The sequence below is a fragment of the Dactylosporangium maewongense genome (assembly GCF_039531485.1).
GTDB lineage: Bacteria > Actinomycetota > Actinomycetes > Mycobacteriales > Micromonosporaceae > Dactylosporangium > Dactylosporangium maewongense.
The window spans coordinates 36,149-60,028 of sequence record NZ_BAAAQD010000052.1 but is presented as its reverse complement, the minus strand read 5'-3'; the positions used below and the strand labels follow the sequence as shown (position 1 = coordinate 60,028).

The 23,880-nt window shown below is 71.0% G+C and carries 20 protein-coding genes; all 20 read left to right on the top strand.

From position 1 onward, the window contains the following. The first annotated feature begins 58 nt into the window (after positions 1-58). The 20 genes from ABD332_RS57320 (at position 59) to cas8c (ending at position 23,874) form a co-directional block, all read left to right on the top strand. Complete coding sequence (locus ABD332_RS57320; protein WP_344515153.1) at positions 59-1,876, top strand: S53 family peptidase; 1,818 nt, start codon at positions 59-61, stop codon at positions 1,874-1,876. Continuing rightward, complete coding sequence (locus ABD332_RS57315) at positions 1,873-2,790, top strand: L,D-transpeptidase (protein ID WP_344515151.1); 918 nt, start codon at positions 1,873-1,875, stop codon at positions 2,788-2,790. The genes ABD332_RS57320 and ABD332_RS57315 overlap by 4 nt, the downstream gene beginning before the upstream one ends. A gap of 114 nt (positions 2,791-2,904) precedes the next feature. Further along, complete coding sequence (locus tag ABD332_RS57310; protein ID WP_344515149.1) at positions 2,905-3,702, top strand: hypothetical protein; 798 nt, start codon at positions 2,905-2,907, stop codon at positions 3,700-3,702. Positions 3,703-4,660: 958 nt separating this feature from the next. Continuing rightward, positions 4,661-5,590: a cellulose synthase operon protein YhjQ/BcsQ gene (locus tag ABD332_RS57305; protein ID WP_344515147.1), complete on the top strand. Its 930-nt coding sequence runs from the start codon at positions 4,661-4,663 to the stop codon at positions 5,588-5,590. 19 nt (positions 5,591-5,609) lie between these two features. After that, entirely contained in the window at positions 5,610-5,990 is a 381-nt protein-coding gene (locus ABD332_RS57300) for a hypothetical protein (RefSeq protein WP_344515145.1), read from the top strand. Then, positions 5,990-6,817: a hypothetical protein gene (locus tag ABD332_RS57295; protein WP_344515143.1), complete on the top strand. Its 828-nt coding sequence runs from the start codon at positions 5,990-5,992 to the stop codon at positions 6,815-6,817. Before ABD332_RS57300 ends, ABD332_RS57295 begins: the two co-directional genes overlap by 1 nt. Positions 6,818-7,653: 836 nt before the next feature. After that, positions 7,654-9,576 carry an ICP22 family protein gene (locus tag ABD332_RS57290; RefSeq protein WP_344515141.1) on the top strand — a complete coding sequence of 641 codons (1,923 nt, stop codon included), beginning with the start codon at positions 7,654-7,656 and terminating at the stop codon, positions 9,574-9,576. Positions 9,577-9,662: 86 nt separating this feature from the next. After that, positions 9,663-11,210: an SCO6880 family protein gene (locus ABD332_RS57285; protein WP_344515139.1), complete on the top strand. Its 1,548-nt coding sequence runs from the start codon at positions 9,663-9,665 to the stop codon at positions 11,208-11,210. Next, positions 11,207-12,886: a hypothetical protein gene (locus ABD332_RS57280; protein ID WP_344515137.1), complete on the top strand. Its 1,680-nt coding sequence runs from the start codon at positions 11,207-11,209 to the stop codon at positions 12,884-12,886. The genes ABD332_RS57285 and ABD332_RS57280 overlap by 4 nt, the downstream gene beginning before the upstream one ends. Beyond that, complete coding sequence (locus ABD332_RS57275) at positions 12,886-14,745, top strand: type IV secretory system conjugative DNA transfer family protein (RefSeq protein WP_344515135.1); 1,860 nt, start codon at positions 12,886-12,888, stop codon at positions 14,743-14,745. Before ABD332_RS57280 ends, ABD332_RS57275 begins: the two co-directional genes overlap by 1 nt. Further along, positions 14,742-15,434, top strand: coding sequence for a hypothetical protein (locus ABD332_RS57270; RefSeq protein WP_344515133.1), 693 nt, complete (start codon positions 14,742-14,744; stop codon positions 15,432-15,434). Before ABD332_RS57275 ends, ABD332_RS57270 begins: the two co-directional genes overlap by 4 nt. Next, the gene (locus ABD332_RS57265) at positions 15,431-15,748 is read left to right on the top strand and encodes a hypothetical protein (protein WP_344515131.1); all 318 of its coding nucleotides are present in this window, start codon (positions 15,431-15,433) and stop codon (positions 15,746-15,748) included. The genes ABD332_RS57270 and ABD332_RS57265 overlap by 4 nt, the downstream gene beginning before the upstream one ends. Continuing rightward, positions 15,748-16,038 (top strand): hypothetical protein, encoded by a 291-nt coding sequence (locus ABD332_RS57260; RefSeq protein WP_344515129.1) that lies wholly within the window; start codon positions 15,748-15,750, stop codon positions 16,036-16,038. The genes ABD332_RS57265 and ABD332_RS57260 overlap by 1 nt, the downstream gene beginning before the upstream one ends. 377 nt (positions 16,039-16,415) lie before the next feature. After that, positions 16,416-16,580, top strand: coding sequence for a hypothetical protein (locus tag ABD332_RS57255; RefSeq protein ID WP_344515127.1), 165 nt, complete (start codon positions 16,416-16,418; stop codon positions 16,578-16,580). After that, positions 16,577-17,692 (top strand): C40 family peptidase, encoded by a 1,116-nt coding sequence (locus ABD332_RS57250; protein ID WP_344515125.1) that lies wholly within the window; start codon positions 16,577-16,579, stop codon positions 17,690-17,692. The genes ABD332_RS57255 and ABD332_RS57250 overlap by 4 nt, the downstream gene beginning before the upstream one ends. A gap of 141 nt (positions 17,693-17,833) precedes the next feature. Further along, positions 17,834-18,871 carry a tyrosine-type recombinase/integrase gene (locus ABD332_RS57245; RefSeq protein WP_344515123.1) on the top strand — a complete coding sequence of 346 codons (1,038 nt, stop codon included), beginning with the start codon at positions 17,834-17,836 and terminating at the stop codon, positions 18,869-18,871. Between the two features lie 123 nt (positions 18,872-18,994). Next, complete coding sequence (gene cas3 / locus ABD332_RS57240) at positions 18,995-21,346, top strand: CRISPR-associated helicase Cas3' (protein WP_344515121.1); 2,352 nt, start codon at positions 18,995-18,997, stop codon at positions 21,344-21,346. Further along, positions 21,277-21,597, top strand: a complete 321-nt coding sequence (cas5, locus tag ABD332_RS57235) for a CRISPR-associated protein Cas5 (protein ID WP_344515119.1) — start codon at positions 21,277-21,279, stop codon at positions 21,595-21,597. The genes cas3 and cas5 overlap by 70 nt, the downstream gene beginning before the upstream one ends. After that, positions 21,530-22,021, top strand: coding sequence for a type I-E CRISPR-associated protein Cas5/CasD (locus ABD332_RS57230; protein WP_344515117.1), 492 nt, complete (start codon positions 21,530-21,532; stop codon positions 22,019-22,021). The genes cas5 and ABD332_RS57230 overlap by 68 nt, the downstream gene beginning before the upstream one ends. Further along, positions 22,021-23,874, top strand: coding sequence for a type I-C CRISPR-associated protein Cas8c/Csd1 (gene cas8c, locus ABD332_RS57225; RefSeq protein ID WP_344515115.1), 1,854 nt, complete (start codon positions 22,021-22,023; stop codon positions 23,872-23,874). Before ABD332_RS57230 ends, cas8c begins: the two co-directional genes overlap by 1 nt. The last annotated feature ends 6 nt before the right edge of the window (positions 23,875-23,880 follow it).

Below are 23,880 nucleotides of genomic sequence, written 5' to 3'. Positions count from 1 at the left end.
AACCCGATGACGGTGTCGTCGATCTCTGCGGCGTAGCCAGTAAGGAGACCAACCCCTCATGCGCCTTGCACGCATCGTGCTGGCCGTCACCGGCAGCGCGCTCGCCACGCTGCTGATCGCGGCCGGTCCCGCGCACGGCACACCCATTCCGCCTGGCGGCGGCGGTGCTCTCGCCGCCGACCAGCCGGTCACGGTCACCCTGACGTTGGCTGCCGCGGACCCTTCCGCTGTCCAGGCGTACGCCGCGGCCGTCGCCTCGCCCGGCTCCGCCGCCTTCGGCAAGCACCTCACCCGCCAGCAGCTGCGTGAGCAGCTCGGCGCCGACCGGGCCCGGGTCGCCCGCGTCACCGCCTGGGCCAACCGGTCCGGGTTCACCGTCCAGGGCCTCGACGACACCGGGACCCGACTCACCCTGACCGGCACCGCCCGCACGGCCCGGGCCGCGTTCGGCGTGGAGTTGTCCACGCAGACCCGACACGGGGTCCGGGCGCTGACCGCGTCGGGTCCGGCGCGCCTGCCGGCGAAGGTAGCTCTGGACGTGCAGGCCGTGACCGGTTTGACGCAGCGGGTCGCGCAGCCGCTGTCGGTGCGGCCGGCGGCCAACGTCAAGCCGCTCGCCGACGGCCAGTACTGCTCGACGTTCTTCGGCGAGTGGAACAAGGGCTCCGTCTCGCAGAAGTATCCCGCCGGTCGGCAGTCGAACCCGACCTGCGGCTACAACGGCACCCAGCTGCGCAGCCTCTACGGACTCGGCGGCGGCGACCGCGGCGCCGCGCAAACGATCGTCATCGTTGGTGCCTACCACCAGGCTTCGACCCTGGCCGACGCGAACCGAACGTTCGCGGCCAACGGCATCCCGGCATTGCCGGCGGACAGGTTCGTGGTCAAGGCCTACGCGCCGCCGACGACCGTGCAGGGCTGCGACGTGCCGCTGTGGAACATCGAAGAGGCCCTCGACGTGCAGGCGGCGCACACCATCGCCCCCGACGCGAAGATCGTCTACGCGGCCGCACCAGACTGCACCCAGCTGGACGAGACGGTCGCCAAGGTGATCGCCGACAGCAGCGTCGACACGACGATCATCTCCGCGTCGTGGGGCATCGTCGGCGAGCCCAACGACCAGGCCTATCTGCAGGCGGTCAACGCCATCCTGGCCCGGGCCGCGATTCTCGGTGTCGGTGTCTACGCCGCGTCCGGGGACACCGGCGACAACAGCGCCGTGGCGGGCGCGAACGGCACCAGTGTGCGGTTCCCTGCGGCGAGCCCCTGGGTGACCGCGGTCGGTGGCACCTCCACCGGCATCGGTGCGAACAACAAGCCGATCTTTCAGACCGGCTGGGAGTCGGCCGCGAGCCGGCTGCAGGGCAGCACCTGGCAGCGGCTCAGCCCGCCGTTCATCGGTGGTGCCGGCGGCGGCACGTCGAGCTACTTCGACAAGCCGTCGTGGCAGGCCGGCCTCCCGGGCACCCGCCGGTCAGTCCCGGACGTGGCCGCGCTCGCCGGCCCCTACACCGGCTTCCTGATCGGGTGGAGCTCCGGCGGGCAGTACCGCACCAGTCCGATCGGCGGCACCTCCTTGGCCGCACCGATCGTGGCGTCGCTGGCCGCGGTCGCGCAGAGCCGGGCAGGCGGCGACACCGTCATCGGCCTGGCCGCGCCGATCCATTACGCCAAGGCCGGCACCGGCGCCACCACTGACGTCGGGCACGTCGACGCCGGCATCTGGACGCCGGCGATCAACGACAGCCTGCCCGCCGGGGACTACCTCATCGACCTCGACGGCGGGCCGCAGAGCCTGCGCACCGGGCCCGGCTACGACCACGTCACCGGCCTCGGCGCCCCCGGCCCGAACTACCTGACCGCCCTGGTCTCATGACCCGCCACGACAGCGACCCCAACGGTCGCCCGGACACCGCGAGGCGCCGGGCCAAACACTCGGTTTGGCCCACGACCGCCGTCGTCGCTGTCGTTGCCGGCCTGCTCACCGTCGCGATGGTGCTGGCTACCCACGGTCAACGCCCACCGGCGAGCACCTCGACGACTTCGCCACAGCCCGCGCGCAGCGAAGTCCTCGAGGACGCCACCGGGCCGGTCATCCAGCCGACTGCGGTGCCACACATCACGCCGGTCGTGCTCGCGCAACTGCCCGAGGCGACCACCGACACGGCCATCCCGGGCGCACCTTTGGACACCGACCGGACGGCCGGTACTGACGGTGCCGTCGTGCACAACCGCGCACCCATCGCGGTCTTCTACGCACCCGGCGGCAACCCGATCGCGCGGCTGCCCACCGTCCAGGCGGGCAGCAGCACCTGGTTGCCGGTCGTTGACCGGCAACCAGGCTGGGTCCGGGTTCTGCTCCCGAGCCGGCCCAACGGCGCCAGCGGCTGGCTGGACGCCACCGCCGTCGACGTGGCCCGCACCCCGTACGAAGTCCGGGTCAGCGTGCACACCAGGTCGCTGACCCTGATCCGGGACGGGGCACAGGTCGGCCGGTGGACCGTCGCGGTCGGCGCGCCGACGACACCGACACCGACCGGGCGGACGTTCCTGCTCGCCCAGATCACCGACCCGGCACAGACCTTCTCCCCGGTGATCCTGGCCCTCGGCACACACAGCGCCGTGCTGGCCAGCTACCACGGCGGACCGGCGACCACGGCCCTGCACACCTGGCCGGACCGCATCGTGTACGGCCACGCCGTCAGCAACGGCTGCCTGCGAGTGCCGGCCGCTGCGCTGAACGCCCTGACCCAGGTGCCGCTCGGCACCCTCGTCCGTATCGACCCGTGACCGCGCGGGGCGACGCGGGCTGCACCACCGCAAGGGTCGGCCCTGCGCCGACCACGTCGACCGGCCGACCGGTCCGGTTCCGCGACACCCGTTCACCGACAGGAGCAACTGCTCGTGCAGACCAGAACCGTTCGACGTCTTGCCGCGCTCGGCGTCACCGTTGCCGGAGGAACGCTGGGGTTCGCCATGTGGGCGACCTCCGCCGGTGCCGCCGCCACCTACCGCGACGCCGCCTACGGCATCTCGGCCGGCGGCGCCGCACCGATCGGCGCCAAGCCGTCGGTGTCGTCCACCGACGGAACCACACACAGCGCCAGCGGCGGTGCACGCTCCTCCGACGGCACCATCACCCTGAGCGCCGCCACCGTGAAGGCCGGCGGCGGCAAGGCCAGCGCCACCGTCACCGGGTTCTCCGCCTTCGACGGCCTCGTCTCGGCATCGTCAGCGTCGGCGTCGTGCACCAACGGCCAGACCACGTCCAGCGTCAGCGGCACCGCCGCCGGCCCGCTGGGCAAGAAGGGCACGGTCGCGCACGGCGTCAAGGTTCGCAACGGTGACGGGTCGGTGACCATCATCGCGATGCAGGTCACCATCAAGGCCGGCGCCGGTACCGAGGCGGCCACCATCAACCTCGCGGTCGCGACCTGCGCCGCCCCCGGTGGCAACCCCACTCCAACGGCGACCACCGGCAAGCCGAGCTCGGCGCCGCCGAGCAGCAGCCCGACCACGTCACCCACCGTGTCGCCCACGGCGAGCCCGACGACCGGCGGTCCGAGCACCGCGCCGCCCACGACCGGTCCCACTGGCGGCCCGCCCACGAACCCCACGGTCGCTCCGCCGGGCGGTGGCGCTCCGACCTCTGCGGCGCCGGTGCCGACCCCCGGCCAGACCCACGCGCCCGTCACCGGGTAGGCGCGACCGTTCCGCATCGACACCGCAGCGGCCGAGCCACTGGCTTGGCCGCCGCGTCACGTACCCGCCCGGTGACGTCCGCCAGGCCCCGGGCGGGGCTACCGCACCACGCCCACGCCGAGCGACGTCCAATCTCGCCAGCGTCGTCAACGACCCGCCACCGCCGGTCGTATCTGCGCATGCACACCGCCGCGGCGGCGCATGTACGCCGCTCCACCTCCACAGACCCGTGCGCCGTGCGCGCGCCGTTGCCATGCTCTCCTTCTGACACCCAGCCTGCCGCCCGAGCGATCGACCGTCCCTTGTGGATGTTGGCACCCGGCGGCACCGGTTGTCCCGTTCCGGCGGCCGAGCGTGGCGGGCAGGGTCGAACCGTGATCGTGATGCGTTCGTCCGTGTCGCAGCAGCCGCCCGGCTGTTACGGGGGTTCGCGGCCGAGCAGCCACCACGACACGGCGGCGCACGCCTCCGTGCGTCGTCTCATCCGCTCCACGCCGATGTTCGGCCGGAGCGCCGACGCCCTCGCGGGCCGTGCTTCTCCGGCGGCTCGCGGGGGCGGCTGACCGGCGCGACCTGTTTCCACTGCCCCGGGCAGGTCAGCGCCCCACCGTGCGGCCGCGGCGAGCACTCACCCCGATCGCCGCGGCCCCACCGCACGAACCCCGCCGAGCCTGCGGCATCCGGGTCGGGGACCGCACCCGATCACGTTGCCGCCCTCGAAGACCTGCTGTCCGACAAGGAGGAACCGGTGCCCGATGTCGTTGACCATGCCGGCGCAACCGCCCGGCTCGGCGCGCACCCCGCGCCGTCGGGCGCCGACGCACGGCGGCGTCCCGGCACCGTGCTGGCGGGGCGGCGCACGACCGCTGCCCCGCCAGCCGCCGTTCCCACGGGGAACCGACCCGCAGCGAGCTTCACACCGCATCGGTCCCCGCCGGTCGGCGGTAGCGCACCGGTGGTGCCCCGCGAGTTCGGCGGTGGCGCGGTCGTGGAACGGCTGTGGCAGTCGGCGGCGCGCCTGCCGGTGGGCGGTGCGCTGATCGGGGTTTCCTCCGCCGACGGCGGGGTCGGCCGATCCGCCATCACCGCAGCGCTCGGCGGCGTCCTGGCCTGCGCTGTTCCCAGGCTCGTGCTCGCGGTTGACGCGACCGGGCGCAGCTGGGGTGGCCTGACCGAGCGCGTCGCCGACGGCGACGGCACCGTCTGGGATGCCGTTGCAGGGCTCAACGCCGCCGACACCACCGACGGGCAGATGCGGCCGCAGGTGCACATCGACCTCGAGACGGTGCTCGGGTGGACCCGGCGTACCCCGGCCGGGTTGCACGCGCTGGTCGCCGAGCCGCAGCGGACCGCGCAGCGACGCCCGCCGGTGCTGCGCGAGACCCGCACCGCCGTGGACCGGCTGCACCAGCACTTTGCCGTTGCCCTGCTGGACCTGCCGGTGGCTGATGTTCGGTCAGCGTGGCAGTCCTTGCGGGACGTGACCGTGCCGATCCTGGTGGCCCGAGCCGGAGTGGACAGTCTCCGGCACACCCAGCGCCTGCTGGCACAACTGCGCGCCGCCGGACTCGGCGACGTCGTGGACCGCACGGTGCTGGCGGTCGTGGCGACCGTGCCGAACCCGCCGCGCGAAGCCAAGGCCCTGTGCCGACAGACCGCGGAGCTGGTCCGGCTGGTCGTCGAGGTGCCGTACGACCCGCACCTGGCCCGCCCGGAGCCGGTCGATCCGCGCCGAACCCGCCGCGCGACCCGGCAAGCACTGCTGGAACTGGCCGCCGCCTGCCTGACCCGAAGCAAGCCCACAGCCGGCCCGTCCAGGGCCAGCGCTGCCGCCACCGACGCCGACGCGCCGCCCGCCTCCGCGGCCGGTCGCACAGCGACGGCGTAGCCGACAAGGAGCCCACCTGATGTTGTCCTACGCGGGGGCGTGGATCACCACAACGCTGACGTACGCCGGTCCACGGCTCCTGCTTGCCCCCACACCGAACCCGACCGGCGGCGCCGACCCCGGCGGCGGATTCGATTGGGACAAGGTCCACCCCGATCCAGCCGCTGTCCCTAAGAGCGACCTGTTCTACCAGCTGTGCAACGCCGCCCTGTTCCTGGGCATCGTCGCCGCGGTGTGCGGGATCGCCGCCGGCGCGATCGCGTTCTCCGTCGGACCGATCTTCGGGTCACACATCATCTCCGATAGAGGGAAGGCGATGATGTGGAAGGCCGGTCTCGTGGCCCTCATCGTCGGGTCCGCGACCAGCGTCATCGCCTGGCTGCTCACGGCGGCGGCGTGATGGGCGGCTACAAACCGGCCCACGCCGACACGTCGAACGGCCGCCGGTTCGGCGCCGCGCTGTTGCTAATCCTGCTGGTCTTCGGCCTCGGCGCCGCGACCGACCGGGTGATCCTGGCTCCAGGTACTGCGGCAGACGGCGACGGCCCGGCAGCCGACACCACCGGAGCGGGCGTGCGGTTGGTCGACGGCGTCCCGGTCGGCTATCCGGTGACCGCACGCGGGGCGGGCGAGGCCGCCGCCCGGTTCGAGACCGTGCTGACCGCCGCCGGTGCACTCGACCATAGCGCGGCACTTGAGCTTGCCGGACGCCTGTGCACCGTCGACGCGGCCGGTCTCGCCGACCAGCTCATCCCGTCCGTGCCCCGCGACGCTGCGAGTGCGATCCAGCAGAGCACGACCGTACGGGTCTGGGCCGCCCACGCCGCCGACAGCACCGCCCTGCCGGTCGGTGCGAAGGTCGACGTGCAGACCTACGTCCTGGTCCTGCTCGGCGCCACCCCCAACCTCGACGGGCATCCCGACGGCGGCACCGGAACCGACACACCACCGATCACGACGCCGGGCGCCACCCTGCCCCCGAGCCCGACCGGCAGCCCCAACCCGGGCTCCAGCAGCACCGGCACCGGTTCCGGGCCGGTGCTCGCCCCCGGGTGGATGCTGCACGACCTGACCATGCAGCTCACCGCCGACGGATGGCGCATCGCGGCCATCGCCGCTGCCGTGCCGGCGGCCCCGCCCGGTGCACTGGACACTGCCGCGGCCCAGCAGGACGCGCGGCTGCTCGCGAAGGTCTTCGGCCCGGACAGCTGGGTACCGCTGTCATGACCGCGACCAGCCGGCGGGCCCCGGCGCGTCACCGGAACGCGCGGGCCGGGATGCGACCGTACGGCCTCGTGGCGGTGTGCGCAGCCATCGTCGCCGGGGCGGTGCTGGCGATGGTGCTCACCCACCACGCTGCCGGGCAAAGGGCGCTGCGACCCGGCATGGCGACCAGCGGACCAGCGGCGTGGCAGGCGCAACACCGCACCCGGGATGGGCTGCCTGCTCCTGCCCGGACACGGCTGGCCCGGATCCGTCGCCGCCCGGCATCACCGTGCTGGCAGCGTCCTTCGACGAGAGCCGCTGCCGGCTTCGGCCCGCCTCGCCCGGCACCGCTGCCGGCCCAGGCTGCGACGCGGCCCGACCGCACCTGCGTCCGTCCGCCGGCCATGCGCCGCAGCACCAGCCGCCCAACGCGGGGACGATCCCGCTGCGCCCGCGTGCTCGGCATCCTCACCGGCGGAGCGCTCACGGCCGCGGTGCTGCTCGCGCTCCTCACTCCCGGTGTGGCAGCGGCCGACCCGTCAGTACCGCCCACGACCTCGCCGACCGTGTCGCCAACGGTGTCACCGTCCGCACCGAGCCAGGGACCGGACACATCGGACTGCGTCGGCGAGGCCCCGGTCGGAGAGAAGCGGTGGTGTCTGCAGTGGATCCGCTACACGCCCACGCCACCGCAAGGAGCCTCGTCGCATTGGCTGACCGCCTGCAACCTCACCCGCACCACTGACGAATACGCCCTCTGCCAGGCCGTCGCCCTCACCCTCAACACGCGGCCCGCTGCCGGGACCCCATCCGTTCTCGCAGACGTCCCGAGCGGAACGCCAGCCAGCAACGACCTGGTGCGCTGCAACCTGTTCACCGACCAGGCGGCCGCGCACCCGGAACAGGCCGACGCATGGACCGCCGTGCACGACCGGTGCGTTGCCGCAGCGCCAACCCTGGTGCAGGCACTGCGCCCACCGAAGATCGTCGGTGCAGCCAGCGACGCATGCGGCACGACGGACCAGCAGTGCCGCATCGAGAAGGCCCTCAAGGAAGCCGTCGCCGCCGGCATCCGCACCGGCATCTCCGGCCTCACCGACTTCTTCGTCCAAGCCGTCGGCTACATGCTGTCGCTGCTGGCGAAACTGGTCCTGACCAAAACCAGCATCGGCGCGCCGGACGAGGCGTTCTTCTTCAGCTACAACGCCGCCGCCGGCATCCTCATCGTGCTCGTCTTCATCTACTTCATCTGGGCCACGATCATCAACGGGCTCCGCGTCCAGGGTCCGAGCCCGGTCGCCACGCTCGGCGGTCTCGTACGTGCCATCCTCGGCATCACGCTCGCCGGAGGCATCGCCTGGACGGTCGTGTCCGCCTGGGACGAGGCGACCAACGCCCTGATCGACTACAACGCCAGCACCGGCTGGGACGCCTCCCTGTGGCTCGTGTCATTCCGGCTCGCGGCCGGGCAGGAAGGCGCCGGTGCGCTGGTGCTCATCGTGGCGATCTTCGCACTGATCGGGCTCGTCCTGCTGTTCATCATGATGATGTTCCGAGGGCTCCTCACGACCGGCGCCGCCCTCCTCGGTGCGATGGCCATGTCCGGACAGGTCAAAGAAGAGACCCGGCCCTGGGCGCGAACCTGGTTCTGGACCGTCAACGCCCTGGCCGCGAGCAAGTTCTTCATCACCTTGTTCTGGATCTACGGCACCCGCGCCGCCTACGGCAGCGACGACTTCACCACGATGCTGCAGGCCCTGCTGCTGATCTGGCTGATGGTGCTGTGCCCCGGCATCATGCTGCGACTGTTGACGATCTTCGATTCCTATTTGTCCGACGTCAACAGCCGCGGGCTGGTCGCCGCCGCTGCGGCCGGGATCGGTGATTTCGCAACCCGGGGAGCTGACGCCGCCATGCAGCGCCTCGGCGGCCGCAACGGCGGCGGTGACGCGACGGACATCATGGACGCCAACATCGCCGAGATGCCCACCGACCCGAGCCAGACCGGCGGCGACGCAGACGCAGACGCCGACGAGGGCGGCGACGAGGACCCTGGCAAGGGTCTGCAGCAGATGGCCGGCCTTGAGAAGGGTCCGGTCGACGACGCCACCAAGGCCGTGGAGACCGGCCAGGACGGCGGCAGTCCCGGCGACCCGAGCCAGGCCGGCGGCCCCGCGGCCGGCAACGCCGCCAGCAGCACCGGTGACGACGAGGCCGGCAACGGCGAGACGGCCGGCCAGCCGCACGCCGGGGAGGCCGCCGACGTCGAAGGCGCCGCCCGCAGCGCCCGGCACGACCTCGGCTCCGGCAAGCTCACCGCGCCGGGGCAGACCGGTGACAGCGGCGCCGTGCCGGTCCGGCCGGACGCCGTGGCCGTGTCCGCAAACGGCAATGGCGCGGACCCGACCGGTGTCGACCCGGCTGCAACGGATCGGACCGGCGGATCGGCCGGTGCCGCCCAGACCGGTGCCGCCCAGACCGGCGCCGCCCAGACCGGCGCCGCCCAGACCGGCTCGGACAGCACGGGCGGCGCAGCTGGACTGCCGGGCGGCCCGGACTCGGTCGGGCTCGGCCCCGCCGGCGGTCCGTCCGGCGGATCGGACACCGACGGCGGCGAAGGCCAATCACCCGGCGGGGACACGCCACCCGATCCTCCAGAGCCTGGTCCTGGCGGCGGCGCCCCGTCCGGCGGCAGCGGTCCTAGCGGGGGCCCGGCCGGTGGGGGTGGTGCCGGTGCGGCAGCCGGTTCCGCGGAGGAACTCGCCGTGGTTGCGGTGTAGCCCCAAGTCGCGGCCGCCGGCATGCGGCGGCCTGCGGCAATCGACGAGAGCAGCGTTCGGTACGGCCTTGAAACGACGGGGGATCGATGTCAGCGAGGTTCACGTTTCCGCCCCGCAGCACCCGCGGAGCGGTGCTCGGGTTCACCTGGTCGCAGATCGGCGGCGTCGTCGTCGGCCTGATCTGCGCCATGATCGGCATCAACCTGCTCGCCGCCGGACACAAATGGCCGGCCTTCACCATGTTCGGCGCAGCAGTGCTGCTCATCGTCCTGGCGCTGCTGCGGCTGAAAGGCCGCCGCATCACCGAGTGGCTGCCGGTCATCGCCGGGGCGCTGGTGCAGAAGACGACCCGGCAGGACCGCTACCGCGGCGGGATCTTCGCCGCGAACGGCGGTGACCTGCTCGACCTGCCCGGCGCGGCAGCCGGATACCGGTGGCTGACCGCCGTCGCCACCGACGGCGTGACCCAGATCGGGCTCCTGCACCACCGGGCCGAGAAGACCGTCACCGCAGCCCTCGCCTGCACCGGCGCGAACTTCGTCCTCGCCGACCCGGCCGACCAGACCCGCCGCCTCACCGACTGGGCGCAGGCGCTGAACATCCTCGGCTCCGAATACGCCGACTCCGGGCTGGTGCGGTGGTCGCTGTCGACCCGCACGGTGCCCGACACCGGCAACCGCGCCCAGCGCTACCTCGCCACCCGGGCGGTCGAGACCAGCAGCATCGCCTACCGGTCCCTGGCCGAACTGACCGCGGCCGCGGCACCGACCGGACAGCGGCACGACACGTTCCTCGTCGTCGCGTTCGACATCGCCCGGATGTCCGGGGAGATCGACGCGGCAGGCGGCACCGACGCCGCGGTCGGCGTGGTGATCCTGGAACGCCTCGCCGGGATCGCCGCCACCGTCGCCGAGGCCGGGCTCACCACGCACGGCTGGCTCAGCCCCCGCCGGTACGCGGCAGTGCTGCGCACCCAGTGGGACCCCGCTGACCAGGAGGCCGTCGACCTGCGGGGCGGCACCACCGCCGGGCACGCCGGGACGCCCGCCGAGGCGGCCGCAGCCGCCGGTGTCGCGCCCGGCGTCGAACCGCGGCTGGCAGGGCCGCTCGCCGCGGAGACGGTCGGCTGGGACACGTACCGGCACGACTCCGGGCTGTCCCGAACGCTGTGGGTGGCGCAGATGCCGCGGCAGCCGGTTGGCGGGACCTGGCTCACCCCGCTCTACACCCGCGGCAGCGGCCGGCGGACCGTCACCCTCACGGCCCAGCCGGTCCCGGCCGCGCTGGCGCAGCTCGCCGCCCGCCGCGACCAGGTCGCCACCGCAGGCGACGAGGTCACCAAACGGAAATTGCGGCTCGTGCGTACCGCGCGGGAGGACGAAGAGGCCAAGGCGGTGCTGCAGATCGACCGGGAACAGGCCGCCGGCCACGTCCGCTACCGCTACCAGTTGCTGATCACCGTTACCGCCGACAGCCCCGACGAGCTTGACCGGCACACCCGGGCCGCGAAACGCGTGCTGTCCCGCGCCGGCTGCGAAGCCGTCACCCTGTACGGCGAGCAAGATCAAGCCTTCGCCGCCGGTGCGCTGCCGCTCGGGCGCGGGTTGAAGCCGCTGCGCGGGTGGTCGGCATGACCCGTCACCGGCAGGACCGCCCACGGGTGCGGCGGGAAGGGGCACTGCGCGACCTCATCGCCGACGAGGCCCGCAGCCGTGACGCCGCTCGCGCCCTCGCCGCGGTCCGCCTCGAGCAGGAGACCCTCGCGGCGCAGGAGGCCAAGCTGACCGGTCCGCCGCCGGTCGGGCGCCGCGGCGGCTACGGACCTGCCGCCGGCCGGCCCGGGTCGCTGCTGCGGCTGCCGCCGCTCGTCACCACCTCGGCGCAGCTCTGCAGTGTGTTTCCGTTCGTCACTGACGGCGGTCTGCCCGTTGACGGCCCCCTCGTCGGCACCGAGGTCTACTCCCGCTCCGGGTTCACGTTCAGCCTGCACGAGCTGTACCGGGCGAAGCTGCTCAGCGCCCCGAACATGGTGGTCACGGGGAGGATCGGCACGGCGAAGTCGTCGCTGCTGAAGACGCTCGCGTTCAGGGGGGTGCCGTTCGGGCAGCGGTTCTACGTCACCGACATCCGCTCGGAGTACGCCGAGCTCGCGAAGCTGTGCGGGATCACGCCGCTGCGGATCGGGCCCGGCCGCGGCATCGTCATGAACCCCCTGTCGGGGATCCGCCGGGACCCAGGGATGTCGGTGCCGCAGTGGCTGCAGGTGCAACGCACCCGCCGGTTGCTGCTGCTGGAAGGGCTGCTGGAGATCCAGCTCGGCGGGCCGCTGAGCGAGGCGGAACGTTCCCTCGTCGAGTACGCCGTGGACACCGTCGTACGCGCCGACGACGGCACCAGCCCGGACCGGCAAGGCACCCCGACCCTGTCCCAGGTCCTGGCCGCGATGGGCGAACCCCAGCATTGGCAGCACCGACTGACGAACCTCGCCTACCCCCTCGACACGTTCATCGCCGACTCGCGGCGGGTCCGGCTCGCCCTGGAGCGGCTCATCCGCGGCGCGATCGGCGGCGTCTTCGACGGCGACGGCACCACCGCCTTCACCCGCCTCGACTTCAACGAGCCCGGCGCCGTGCTCGACCTGCGCGACATCCGCGCCTCCGACCAGCTCACCGCCATGGCCATGACCTGTGCCCAGAGCTGGCTGGAAGCCGAACTGTCCCGGCCGGACGCCGGACCCAGGCTGTGTATCTACGACGAGTTTGCGTTGATCTCGAGACACTTGCCGCTGATCCGGCGGATGCGTGAGCAGCTCAAACTCGCCCGTGCCTTGGGCATCGGCAACGCGTTGGGATTCCACAGATTCTCCGACCTGGCCGCGATCGGCGACGGGGACAGCGAGGCCGTCCGCATCGCCCGCGGCCTGATCGAGGACTCCGGCGTCCGGATCTCCTACGGGCAAGAACCCGGCTCCCTGGAACCGGCCCGGGAGTTCCTCGGCGCGACGAACGTCGAAACCGACCTGCTGCGATTTCTACGCCAAGGCGTCGGGCTGTGGAAGATCGGCACCCGCTCCTACGTCGTTCGGCACCAGCTGTCCTCGATCGAGCGCGGCATGGTGCACACCGACAGCCAGATGGAAGCCCTGCCCGACGTGGTCGACGCCGGCAAGGACCCCGACGACCCCGACGACGCCGAAGCGCGGATCGAGGCCGCGTTCACCGGCCAGGTCGCCCCGAACGCCGGCCGCGGGCCCGCAGGCCGTCCTGCCGGCGCAGGGCAGCTGTCGACGGCGGGGCGGGGGGCCGACTGATGCGGCGCCCACCGCTGTCCGCACCCGGGCACGGGATGCCCCGGCAGGGACTGCCCCGCGCCGACATCGTGGTCCGGCTGGGCATGCTCGCCTTCCTCGCCGTGGTCACCGGCACCACCATGTGGACGCTGTGGCTGGCCGGCCAGGTCGGCGGGCTCCTCACTCACGCCACCTGGCCGGACAGCGGCCCCGCCGACGCGCCGGCGATCGCGCTGCGCCTCGCCGGCCACCTGCGTCACCCCGCCGACGCGTGGCCCGTCCGGGCCCGGTCCGACCAGCCACCACCGTGGGTGCTCTACCCGATCTGGACGGTCTTGCTCGCCCATCACCTATCGAGCCTCGCCGGCGTGACGTGGCTGCTGCTGCGGCACCGCCGCCGTCCCGGATTCGCCCGCAACAGCGACGCCCGCAGGCTGCTGTCCGCCGGCGCGGTCCTCGCCCGGACCGACATCGTCCGACCCGGCCTGACTATCCGCGACCGAGACACCCCGGCTGATGTCGCCGCGAAGACCGCCCGCCGCCACGACCCGCTCGAGGTCGGCCGGTTCCTCGGCAACGACGCCGTCACCAACGACCCGCTCTTCCTGGCCAACGAGTACACGTTGCTGGCCACCGCGGTCGCGAGATTCGGCAACAAGACCACGCGGTTCGTCATCCCCCGGGTGCTCGACGCGCGGGGTGCGGTCATTTCCACCAGCACCCGCCTCGACGTCGCCGCCGTCACCTTCGAACACCGGGCCCGGATCGGCCCGACGCACATCTTCGAACCGCAGGGCGAGATCCCCGGCGTGCCGAGGATCCGCTGGTCACCGATCGAAGGCGCCGACGACCCGATCGTCGCGATGCTCCGCGCCCAAGGCTTCGCCAGCGGCTCCGGCGTCGGCGCCGACAACGTCGAAAACGGCAAGTACTTCCAGGACCAGGCCGCGTCCCTCATCCGCGGATTCCTACGCGCCGCCGCCCTCGACGAACACGCCACCATGGTCGACGTCCTGGCCTGGAGCCAGAACCCGTCCAACGCGAGGCCCGAACGGATCCTGCGCCACCACGGCGTGCACAGCTGGGCCGACCGCCTCGCGCGGCACCGCGAAACCACCGGCCGCGCCCGCGACACCATCCAAAGCGTCGTCTCCGGCGCCCTCGACGCGTTCAACGACCCGCGGGTGCTTGCCGCGTGCAGCCCACCGCGCGGACAGCAGTTCCACGCCGCCGACTGGCTCGCCCAGTCCGGCACCCTCTACCTGGTCGGGACCAGGGACGCCCAGGCGCTCATCGCGCCGTTGCTGACCGCTGTCACGGAAGACCTTCTCTACCAGGCCAAACGCATCGCCCTCACCGCACCCGGCGGCCGCATCGAACCCTGCCTGTACTTCGTCGGCGACGAGATCGCCAACGTGGCACCCCTCGGATCGCTGCCATCACTGATGACCGAAGGCGGCGGCTCCGGCATCGCCGTGGACATCTACTGCCAGAACACCCAGCAGCTCATCGAACGATGGGGCGACAAGGCCGGCCGATCCATCGACGCGTCCGCGAACGCCCGGCTCCTCATCGGCGGCTCCACCGACGTGCAGGGCCTGCGCGACGCCCAAGCGCTCGCCGGGCAGGTCCAGGAAATCTCCTCCTCGCACTCATGGGGCGGCGGCCGCGCATCGGTGTCCGAAAGCGTCCGCCGGGAAAACCTCGTCGACCTCGCCGAACTACGCAGCCTGCCCGAAGGCCGGGCCCTCGCCCTCGTCGGCAACCTTCGCCCGGTCGAGCTCGCCGTGCCGGCCTGGTACGAGCGCCCCGACGCCGCCGACCGCGTCGCCGACCGCGACACCTTCCAAGCCCGACTCGCCAAGGCGGCCGCAGCATGACCACACCCTCGACCGACCCCGGCCAGCCACCGTCCGACACGAGCGCGACCCCGGACCCTGGGGACGACGCGCTGGAGACCGTCGCGCTGCTCACCGGCGGCCTCTCCGAGCTGCACGACACCGTGGCCGCCCTCGCCGAAGACCACTTCAAGCTCCGTGAGGAGGTCCGCGCCGCCGGCGGGCCGGCCAGCCGGTCCGGCGCACCGGCCGACCTGCGCTGGCAACTGCTCGACCGTCCCACCGCCGCCAACCTCTGGGTCTGGCTGATCGACTGGGTCGCCTGGATCAGCGACCGCTACCAGCTCACCGAGGAACTCCCCGCCTGCTGGCACCGCCACCCAGCACTCGTCGACGAGCTCACCGCGCTCGCCGCGAGCTGGCACGTGGCCTACGACCCACGCGCCAGCGGTGACGGGCCTCTGCGCTGGCTGGAAGCGTTCGGCCGGGCCCGCGCGCGCATCCGCGACTGGGACGAACCAACGCGCTGCCGCAACGGCGAACACACCGACCGGCGGGTCGACCTGCACTGGCCACCCGGCTGGCGCGACACCGCGCTCGACACAGCCGAAGCAGACAGCCGCCAGCGGCCACTTCCGGCCGGCCCCGCCAACGCCGTACCCACGGCGAGCAGCGAAGCGAAACCAGACGGACCCAACGGAGCACTTCGTGCCGGAGGTGATCAGCCGTGACCCGGCCAGCCCTGGTGACCACAGAGTCCGGCTGGGCCGCTCTCGAGCGTGATGTCCGCGACCTGAGCGAAGGGATCAACGCCACCGGCAAGTGGATCAACAACCGGATCGAGACCTACCGCGACGCCCGCGATGAAGCCGAAAAGCGGCAGGACAAACAACCCGACCAACAGAAGGACACCGCCATGAACGAGGAAGAACTGCGCGAGCAACGCGACACCGCGCTCATCGAACAACTCGCAGCCGAGGACCGCGAGCTCGCCGAAGAGTACGCGGCGCGAGAGCGCGACCGCGCTGCCGAGCTGGAGACCTGATGGGCCAGACCACAACCACGCGATCACAACACCTGTACCCGCACGGCCCGGTGATGCAGGGCACGACCGGAAGCGATGACCCAGCCATCGACCTGGCCGGGTTCGCCGACCGTGTCGACCCGCTCGCCGCCGACGTCGCCCTGCAGCTACGGCGGATCCGTACTGGTGCAGCGCAGGAGCGCGGTGCTGCGCTCCTCGATCTGCGACGTGTCGTTCACGAACTCGGCCGCGCCGTCGATCAGGCGGCCGGTGGATGGCCGCCACCAACAGCACCGGACGAAGCGCCATGAGCAGCGCACGCAGGCTGGCATTGCTGCTTGCGGTCGCGATCACCGCCACCGCCGGATGCAGCACCCCGGCCGCACCCACCAGCCGGGCCTCGACTCCGGCAGCGACCGCTCGCAGCGCCACCCCGACGCGGACGGCCGGCACGGCAGGCTCGGATCCCGCAGCGCCCATCGATCCGGCAGCCGTCGACGCGGCGACTCGCTTCATCGGGCTCTGGGGGCGGCCGAACCGCGACCCTCAGGCATGGCTGGCCGACGTCGTCCCACTCGCGACCCCGGGCTACGGGCGAGCCCTGGCAACCATCGACCCCACACGGGTACCAGCCGCGCTGCCAGAACAACCGCCCGGCACACCGACCTCGACCGGACCGACGCCGAGAGTGCTCACCGCGACCTCGACCGGACCGACGCCGAGAGTGCTCACCGCGACACCGGCCGGCGCCGTCGTGGTCGTGCCCATCACCGGCGGCGCCGTCAAGGTCACCGTCCTCCACACCGGCAGCATCTGGCTCGTCGACAACGTCGAACCAGGACCAACGCCATGAGTCGCCGCACGAGCACCCGATGGATCGTCGTCTTCGCCCTCGTCGCAGTCGTCGTCATCGGCTGCGGCGCGCTCGCGGCCATCCTGACCCCAGACAACGCCTACGCGTGCACCACCAGTGCAGCAACCACCAGCGCCGTCGAAGATCCGAACGGCACGACCAGCGCGTCCAGCGACCCGACCAGCACGGCCGGCAAGGGCCGGCAGGTAGGCCGGTGGAACCCCGAACAGGTCGGCAACGCCGCCGTCATCGTCGCCGTCGGCGCCGAACGCAACCTCCCCACCCGCGGCAAAGTCATCGCCGTCGCCACAGCGATGACCGAATCCTCGCTGATCAACACGTCCAAAGTCACAGACCACGACTCAGTCGGGCTGTTCCAGCAGCGCCCAAGCCAGGGCTGGGGCACCCCCGCGCAACTGCTCGATCCTCGCTACGCGGCCGGCAAGTTCTACGACAAACTCCTCACGATCCAGAACTGGGAACAACTGCCCCTCACACAAGCCGCACAGGCCGTCCAGCGCTCCGCCTACCCCGACCGATACGCCCAGTTCGAGGACGACGCCGTCCAGGTCGTCGCAGCCGTCGGCGGCGATCCCGGCGGCCAACTCGGCGTCACCGACCTCAGCTGCCCCATCGACGGCGGCGACGGCAGCATCGACATCGACGGCACCGGACTCCCCGACGGGTTCACCCTCCCCGCCGACACGCCAGCCGCAGTGGTCACCGCGATCGGCTGGGCCTTGCAGCAACTCGGGACCCCATACCACTACGGCGGCGACTGTACGGCCGCCCACTCCGGCGTCCCCGCCCACCAATGCGACTGCTCTTCCCTCATGCAAGGCGCCTACCGGGCGGCAGGGGTCAGCATCCCCCGAACCACTGGCGGCCAGGTCGGTGCGGGCACCGCCGTGCCATCTCTCAACGACATCCACCCGGGCGACCTCGTCCTCATCCCTGGCAGCCAAGGGACTCGGACCCGCCCGGGACACGTCGGCATGTACATCGGTCAGGGACTCATCGTCCAAGCTCCACATACCGGCGACGTTGTCAAGATCAGCAAGCTGTCCTCGTGGAGTAGTCAGGTCGCGGCCGTGAGGCGCATCATTAAGTAGCCTTTATTGCAACAGATGCAACATTGGCGTCTGTCTGAAACAGTTGCACGGCAACGGTTTCAGCGTAACTGATGGTACACGTTCGGTGGGCATGGCCTGGTGGGACGTCACCAGGCCCCACATTGTTGCGCTGGATGCAACATGGGTTCGGGAGGCCGTTCGGTTGATTTGCCGGGTGCGGTGCACCTGGTGATGCCGGTCGGCGTGGTCCAGCTCGACCCGGAACGTGCGGTGTTCGATGGCATGCTGGAAGGCTGGTGGCGGCAGCAGCGTTCGCGGATGTCGCGGGAGTCGACGATCAGGCCGCGGCTTGCGTTGCTGTGTCGCTTCGCGGATTTCACCGGCTTGTACCCGTGGCAGTGGACGCCTGAGGAGGTGGAGGCGTTCACGACATCGCTGACGTCGGGGAGCAGCCCGTTGGCGCATTCGACGGTGCGGTCGTATCAGATGACGCTGCGGTTGTTCTGCGAGTTCGTGACCGATCGCCGGTACGGGTGGGCGGAGGAATGCGTCCGGCGGTTTGGGCAGGCGCCGGCGCAGATCTGTCACGAGTGGAACACCGTGCAGCATCTGAGCGACTACGAGGGCCGGCCGGGGCGGCGGGCGTTGACGTACGACGAAGTCCAGGTGCTGTTCGACGCCGCGGACGGCCGGGCGGAGGAGATCCGCCGGCGCGGCCGCAAGGGCGTCCTGGTGGCTCGGCGGGACGCGGTGCTGCTCAAGACGGTGTACGGGTTCGGGCTGCGCCGACAGGAGGCGGCGAGGCTGGATCTGGTGGACTTGCGGCGCAACCCGCGGGCGGAGCGGTACGGCCGGTTCGGGTGCGTGCAGGTCCGCTACGGCAAGGCGTCGCGGGGCGGGCCGCCGAAGCGGCGCACGGTGTTGACGGTGCCGGAGATGGACTGGGTCGTCGAGGTCCTGCTCGAGTGGGGCGATGAGCTGCGGCCGTTGTTCGGGCCTGGGTCGCATCCGGCGTTGTTCGTCACCGAGCGGCAGAGCAGGGTGGCGCGGGCGCATCTGGACGTGGCGTTCCGGCGCGCTGCCGACGACGCGGGGCTGCCGCCGGAGCTGGGAGGACGTCGTTCTCGCTGCCACTGGCATGGGGGGCTAGCGACTCGCCTGCCAGTGAGACCTCAACGGTGGCACTCCCACATGGCGTGCAGTGGCCGGGTGCCGTAGGGCAGGATCACCAGCACCTGAGCGTTGGATCGCAAATCCATGCACGACATTTCCACCAACTCGATGTTGTCGGCTCACCTGTTCGGGTGAACCTGGATTTCTTCTTTCGGTCAAATCGAATAAATGGGATTCACCGCATTGGTCGTGGGGCGGTTGTGTCGTACCCGCGTGGTCTACTCGTGTCCGTTCTCCGGGGGATGGCTGGTGGAGGTCGATGTGTGGGCGCATAGCGTGAATTCTCATGGTCGTCGGCATCGCCTGGAGGATCATCTTCGGGGCTGCGCTGGGCTTGCGCGTGGCTTTGCCGAGCCGTTCGGGCTGGGTGATCTGGCGTGGTGGGCGGCGTTGATCCATGACGGTGGTAAGGCGTGGTGTGAGTGGCAGGCGAAACTTCTACGTGTTGAGGCGAGCGGTGCCCGGGTGGGTCTCGATCACAAGTCGTTCGGCGTGCAGTTGGCCCGTCGGCATGGGCTGGAGCCGGTGGAGTGGGCGGTGGCCGGGCATCACGGTGGTCTGACTCGCCGTGCTGAGGTGGACGCGCTGTTCGGTGAGGACGACCACCGTGAGGAGCAGTTGAGGCTCGGGCCGTGGGCGGATTCCGAGCGGGTGTTGCGGACGTTGGTGCCGGAGATCTTCTCCCATGTGCCGGCGTTGCCCGGTGACTTCGTTGACGGCGGCGACAGGATGGTGCGGGAGTTCGCGCTGCGATTTTTGTACTCGTGTCTGGTGGACGCCGACGTGCTGGACACGCAAGCCCATCGGCTGGGCCTGGCTGGACCGAGGGTGGGCTCAGGTTTGGAAGCGTCGATGATCTTCGAGCGGTTTGTTGCGCGCCGATCAGAATTCGTGCGAGGGCGGTTGTCTTCGCCGATGGATTGGTTACGTGAGTCGGTGTTTGAGCAGGCGTTGGCGGCGGCGATGGTAGGGCCGGGGCTGTTTCGGATGACGGCGCCGACCGGTGCGGCGAAAACGATCGCTGCCGCAGGGTTCGCGCTGCGGCATGCGGCTGAGTTCGGGAAGAGGCGGGTGGTCGTGGCGGTTCCGTTCATCACGATCACCGAGCAGAACGCGGCGGTGTACCGGGCTCTATTGAATGATGACGCTGCGGGTGCCGAGCCTGTGGTGTTGGAGCACCACAGCAACGTCGATGTCGATCGTGTGAGGGGAGATGAACGGACGCGTTCGTGGCAGCGGTTTGCCGCGGAGAACTGGGACGCGCCGTTTGTCGTGACGACCACGGTGCAGCTGCTGGAGTCGCTGTTCGGGCGCAGGCCGGCGCAGATGCGGAAAGTGCACCGGCTGGCTGATTCAGTGATCGTGCTTGACGAGGTGCAGGCGCTGCCGCATCGGCTGTTGCCTCAGGTGGCCGACGCTCTGCGGATTCTGTCCGAGCGGTTCGGGGTGACAGTGTTGTTGTCCTCGGCGACCCAGCCGGAGTTGTGGTCGTTGAGCCCGCTGGCGGCGCTGAAGCCGCGTGATGTCGTGGAGGACGTCGAGGCGATGTTCGCGGGTGCGCGCCGGGTCCGGTACCAGTGGCGGGTGGACCCAAAGCCGATGTTGGCAGACGTTGTCGCGGAAGCCCTCGGATACCGACAGGTGCTGGTCGTGGTGAACACAGTCCGGGACGCCCGGGTCGTGTTCGAGGGCGCACGGGACCTTGCCGCGCCGGACGTGCGGGTGGTGCATCTGTCGACGGGTATGTGTGCGGCACACCGTCAGACGGTCCTGGAACGGGTTCGAGGGTGGCTGGCCGCTGGCGAGTCGCTGATGCTGGTCAGTACCTCGTTGATCGAAGCCGGTGTCGATGTCGACTTTCCGGTGGTATACCGCGCGGTCGCGCCGCCGGACTCGGAGGCGCAGGCCGCAGGGCGGTGCAACCGGGAGGGACGGCTGGGCCCAGAGGGCGGCCTGGTGGTGCTCTTCGACCCGGCCGACGGCGGAGCACCGCCGTCGTACCAGACGCAGATCGACAAGGCAGGGGCCTACTTCGGGCCGGACAAGGCCGAACCGGACGACCTGGCCGCGTTGGGACGATACTTCGCGGCGTTGTACCGGACCCTGGACATCGAGGGTCGCGGAAGCGTCTCCACGACAATCGAGTGGCACCGATGGCATCTGGACTTCGTGGGTGTTGCTGACGGGCCGCCGCTGCCCGGCGGACGAGGACGCGACCGTACCAAGGCGTTCCGGCTGATCCTTGAGGACACCGTCCCTGTCGTGGTGCCCTACGGCAGCCCGGACGAGCGGCGAATGGTTCGGGACGGGCTGGCCGCGCTGCGCGGCCCCACTCCGGATTCAGCGGTCTGGCGTCGCCTTCAGCCATTCATGACCACCGTGCGGCGGCGGACCGTCGACCGGCCCGAGATCGCCGCGTTGATGAGCCCGGTCGTGGGTGATCTGCGCGAATGGCGTGGCGACTACGACGACGGGTTCGGACTTGCCCTGGAACCCCGTGGAGAGGACTTCATCCTGTGAGCACATCAACCACATCGACCCAGCCGCGGAGCTTCCCGCCGGTCGTAGTCCAGGTGAAAGCGTCCGGTGCCCTGTTCACCCGACCGGAGATGCGGGTGGAACGGGTCACCTACCCGGTGATGACGCCGAGCGCCGCGGTCGGTGTCCTGGAGTCGATCTTCTGGAAGCCGGAGTTCCGGGTGGGTGCCGGTCACGATCGAGGTGCTCCGGCCGATCCGCCAGTTCTCGTTGCGCCGCAACGAGACCCATGACCTGCCGTCGTTGGCCGACGCGGTCAACACCGGGCGACGAATCAACACCGTTGACAAACGTGACCAGCGCAGCGCCCTGTGTCTACGCGACGTGGAGTACCGCATCCACGCCCACGTGGAACTCGCCGACCACGCCGACAAGAACGAGGCGGCCTACCGGGAACAGTTTCGGCGGCGAGTCAACCGCGGCGCATGCTTCCAGCGACCGTACCTCGGCGCACGGGAGTTCCCCGGCGAGTTCTTCGCCCCGAACGACCAAGCTCCGATTCCGCACACCGAAGACCTCGGGATCATGCTGCACCGCGTGCACCACGGGCCGCCGGTCCGGTTCGACTGGTTCACCGCCCGGCTGGACAACGGAGTACTCCACGTCCCAGCAGTGGGCATCGCCAGCCAGACCGGGTCGGACACGGCGGTGGCCTGATGCTGCTGCGCCAGCTCGTGAACTTCCGTCCGACGGCCGGTCCGGACCACGACGCCAGCCGGCCGTACAGCCGGGAACGTCGGGTCCGATGGGAACTGAACCTCGACCGGGACGGCCAGTTCCAGGCCCTGGTCGACCTGGCCGACCCCACCGACAAGGCCGCCAGGTCCGGCCGGATGAAGCTGGTACCGAACGCCGGCCGGACAGTAGCCATCGCACCCAGCCTCGGCGCGGACGACGTGCAATACATCCTGGGATGGTGCGACGAGCAGACCAAACCCGAGCGGGTCAAGGCGGCACACGCGGCGTTCATCGCACTGTGCCGACGTTGGAAACACGAGCATCCCGACAACGACGCCGCGCGCGCAATCATTGCCTTCTACGACCGGGGCGGCGCTGACCTCGTGCCCAAGCCGGACAAGTGGGCGTCGAAAGAGACCGTCACGATCGTTGTCGACGGCCGACCGTCGACCGACTCGGCCGCACTGTGGCAACTGTGGAAGACCGTGGTCGAGGAACGCAAGAGCGGCGGCGGCGACGACGTCAGACGCGGGTTGTGCCTGGCCTGCGGTCGGGTCGGCGCCCTGCTCAACCGGATGCCGCAGGCACTGCCGAAGGCCCTCGTCCCGGGCGCCGACCAGGAGGTCGCGCTGATATCGGCCAACAAGGCCATCCACACCTATGACTTCAGCGAAGGGCTGGGCACCGCCCCGATCTGCGTGAACTGCGGTGGAACCGCAGTGGCCAACCTTCAGACCATTCTCGCCGATCCGACCCACACGTTCACCTACCCCCGGCAACGCACCCGGCTGGCATGGTGGATCACCCACGGCGGGCACAGCGCCACCATCGCGCTGCTCGACGCGAACCCGGCTGCCATCAGCGACTACCTCGACCGCGTCTACACCGCCACCCCACCCCGCAGCCTGCACGAGCATCAACTCTGCTCGATCGCCGTATCCGGCAACGTCGCCCGTCTCGTCGTGCACGACTGGATCGAGCAGCCCCTCGCCGAGGCCGAAGCGGCCGTCCAACAGTGGTTCGCCGACCACGAGATCACCCACCGGTGGCAGGACCACCGTGCCAGGTTCCCGATGTGGCTGCTGCTGACCTGCGCCGGGCAATGGCAACCCGGCGTGACCGGCGCGCAAGGCCGCTACATCCCGCTGTACGACAAGGCCGCTGACCGGCCGGACGACCTCGCGCAGTTGCTGCTGCACAGCGCGCTGTACGGCGCGAACCTGCCGTCGTATGTCCTTGCCCATGTCGTGCGGCGGATCCGCACCGACGGCCACGTCGACGAACCACGCGCCGCCCTGATCCGCGTCGCCCTCACCCGACATCCGCACACCACCGTGGAGGCACCCATGCCTGGCCTCGACCCCGCCCAGCACGACCCCGCATACGTGTCCGGCCGGCTCTTCGCCGTCCTCGAGGCGACCCAACGCGCGGCATTCCCGCGCGAGGAACAGCCCAACACCACATTCTTCGACCGCTACTTCGCCGGCGCGGTCGCCAACCCTCGTATCGCCCTGGTCCAGGGCAGCCAACTCTGGCCCGCCTGGATCAAGAAGATCACCAGCTCCGCCGAACGGGAACGCACACCACAAGGCCGCAACAAACGACGCGCGGCTGCCGCCGCCCTCAGAACCCGAATCACCGACCTGCTCGCCCTGCTCAACGCCGAGGCCCTGCCAGCGCGGATCACCACCGAGGCGCAGTCGCTGTTCATCGTCGGTTACCACCACCAACGCGCCGACGACCTGGTCCGCGCTCGCACAGGCCGCGCACCCGAGATCGCCGTCAACGAGCAAGACCAGCCCGAGCAACCGCTCAACGCCGTCACGATGTGAAAGGGA

Excerpts from the sequence above, each read along its gene's own strand:
- ABD332_RS57320 (WP_344515153.1), top strand. The coding sequence starts at position 59 with ATGCGCCTTGCACGCATCGTGCTGGCCGTCACCGGCAGCGCGCTCGCC.
- ABD332_RS57315 (WP_344515151.1), top strand. The coding sequence starts at position 1,873 with ATGACCCGCCACGACAGCGACCCCAACGGTCGCCCGGACACCGCGAGG.
- ABD332_RS57300 (WP_344515145.1), top strand. The coding sequence starts at position 5,610 with ATGTTGTCCTACGCGGGGGCGTGGATCACCACAACGCTGACGTACGCC.
- ABD332_RS57295 (WP_344515143.1), top strand. The coding sequence starts at position 5,990 with ATGGGCGGCTACAAACCGGCCCACGCCGACACGTCGAACGGCCGCCGG.
- ABD332_RS57285 (WP_344515139.1), top strand. The coding sequence starts at position 9,663 with ATGTCAGCGAGGTTCACGTTTCCGCCCCGCAGCACCCGCGGAGCGGTG.
- ABD332_RS57280 (WP_344515137.1), top strand. The coding sequence starts at position 11,207 with ATGACCCGTCACCGGCAGGACCGCCCACGGGTGCGGCGGGAAGGGGCA.
- ABD332_RS57275 (WP_344515135.1), top strand. The coding sequence starts at position 12,886 with ATGCGGCGCCCACCGCTGTCCGCACCCGGGCACGGGATGCCCCGGCAG.
- ABD332_RS57270 (WP_344515133.1), top strand. The coding sequence starts at position 14,742 with ATGACCACACCCTCGACCGACCCCGGCCAGCCACCGTCCGACACGAGC.
- ABD332_RS57260 (WP_344515129.1), top strand. The coding sequence starts at position 15,748 with ATGGGCCAGACCACAACCACGCGATCACAACACCTGTACCCGCACGGC.
- ABD332_RS57250 (WP_344515125.1), top strand. The coding sequence starts at position 16,577 with ATGAGTCGCCGCACGAGCACCCGATGGATCGTCGTCTTCGCCCTCGTC.
- ABD332_RS57245 (WP_344515123.1), top strand. The coding sequence starts at position 17,834 with ATGGGTTCGGGAGGCCGTTCGGTTGATTTGCCGGGTGCGGTGCACCTG.
- cas3 (WP_344515121.1), top strand. The coding sequence starts at position 18,995 with ATGGGATTCACCGCATTGGTCGTGGGGCGGTTGTGTCGTACCCGCGTG.
- cas5 (WP_344515119.1), top strand. The coding sequence starts at position 21,277 with ATGGCGTGGCGACTACGACGACGGGTTCGGACTTGCCCTGGAACCCCG.
- cas8c (WP_344515115.1), top strand. The coding sequence starts at position 22,021 with ATGCTGCTGCGCCAGCTCGTGAACTTCCGTCCGACGGCCGGTCCGGAC.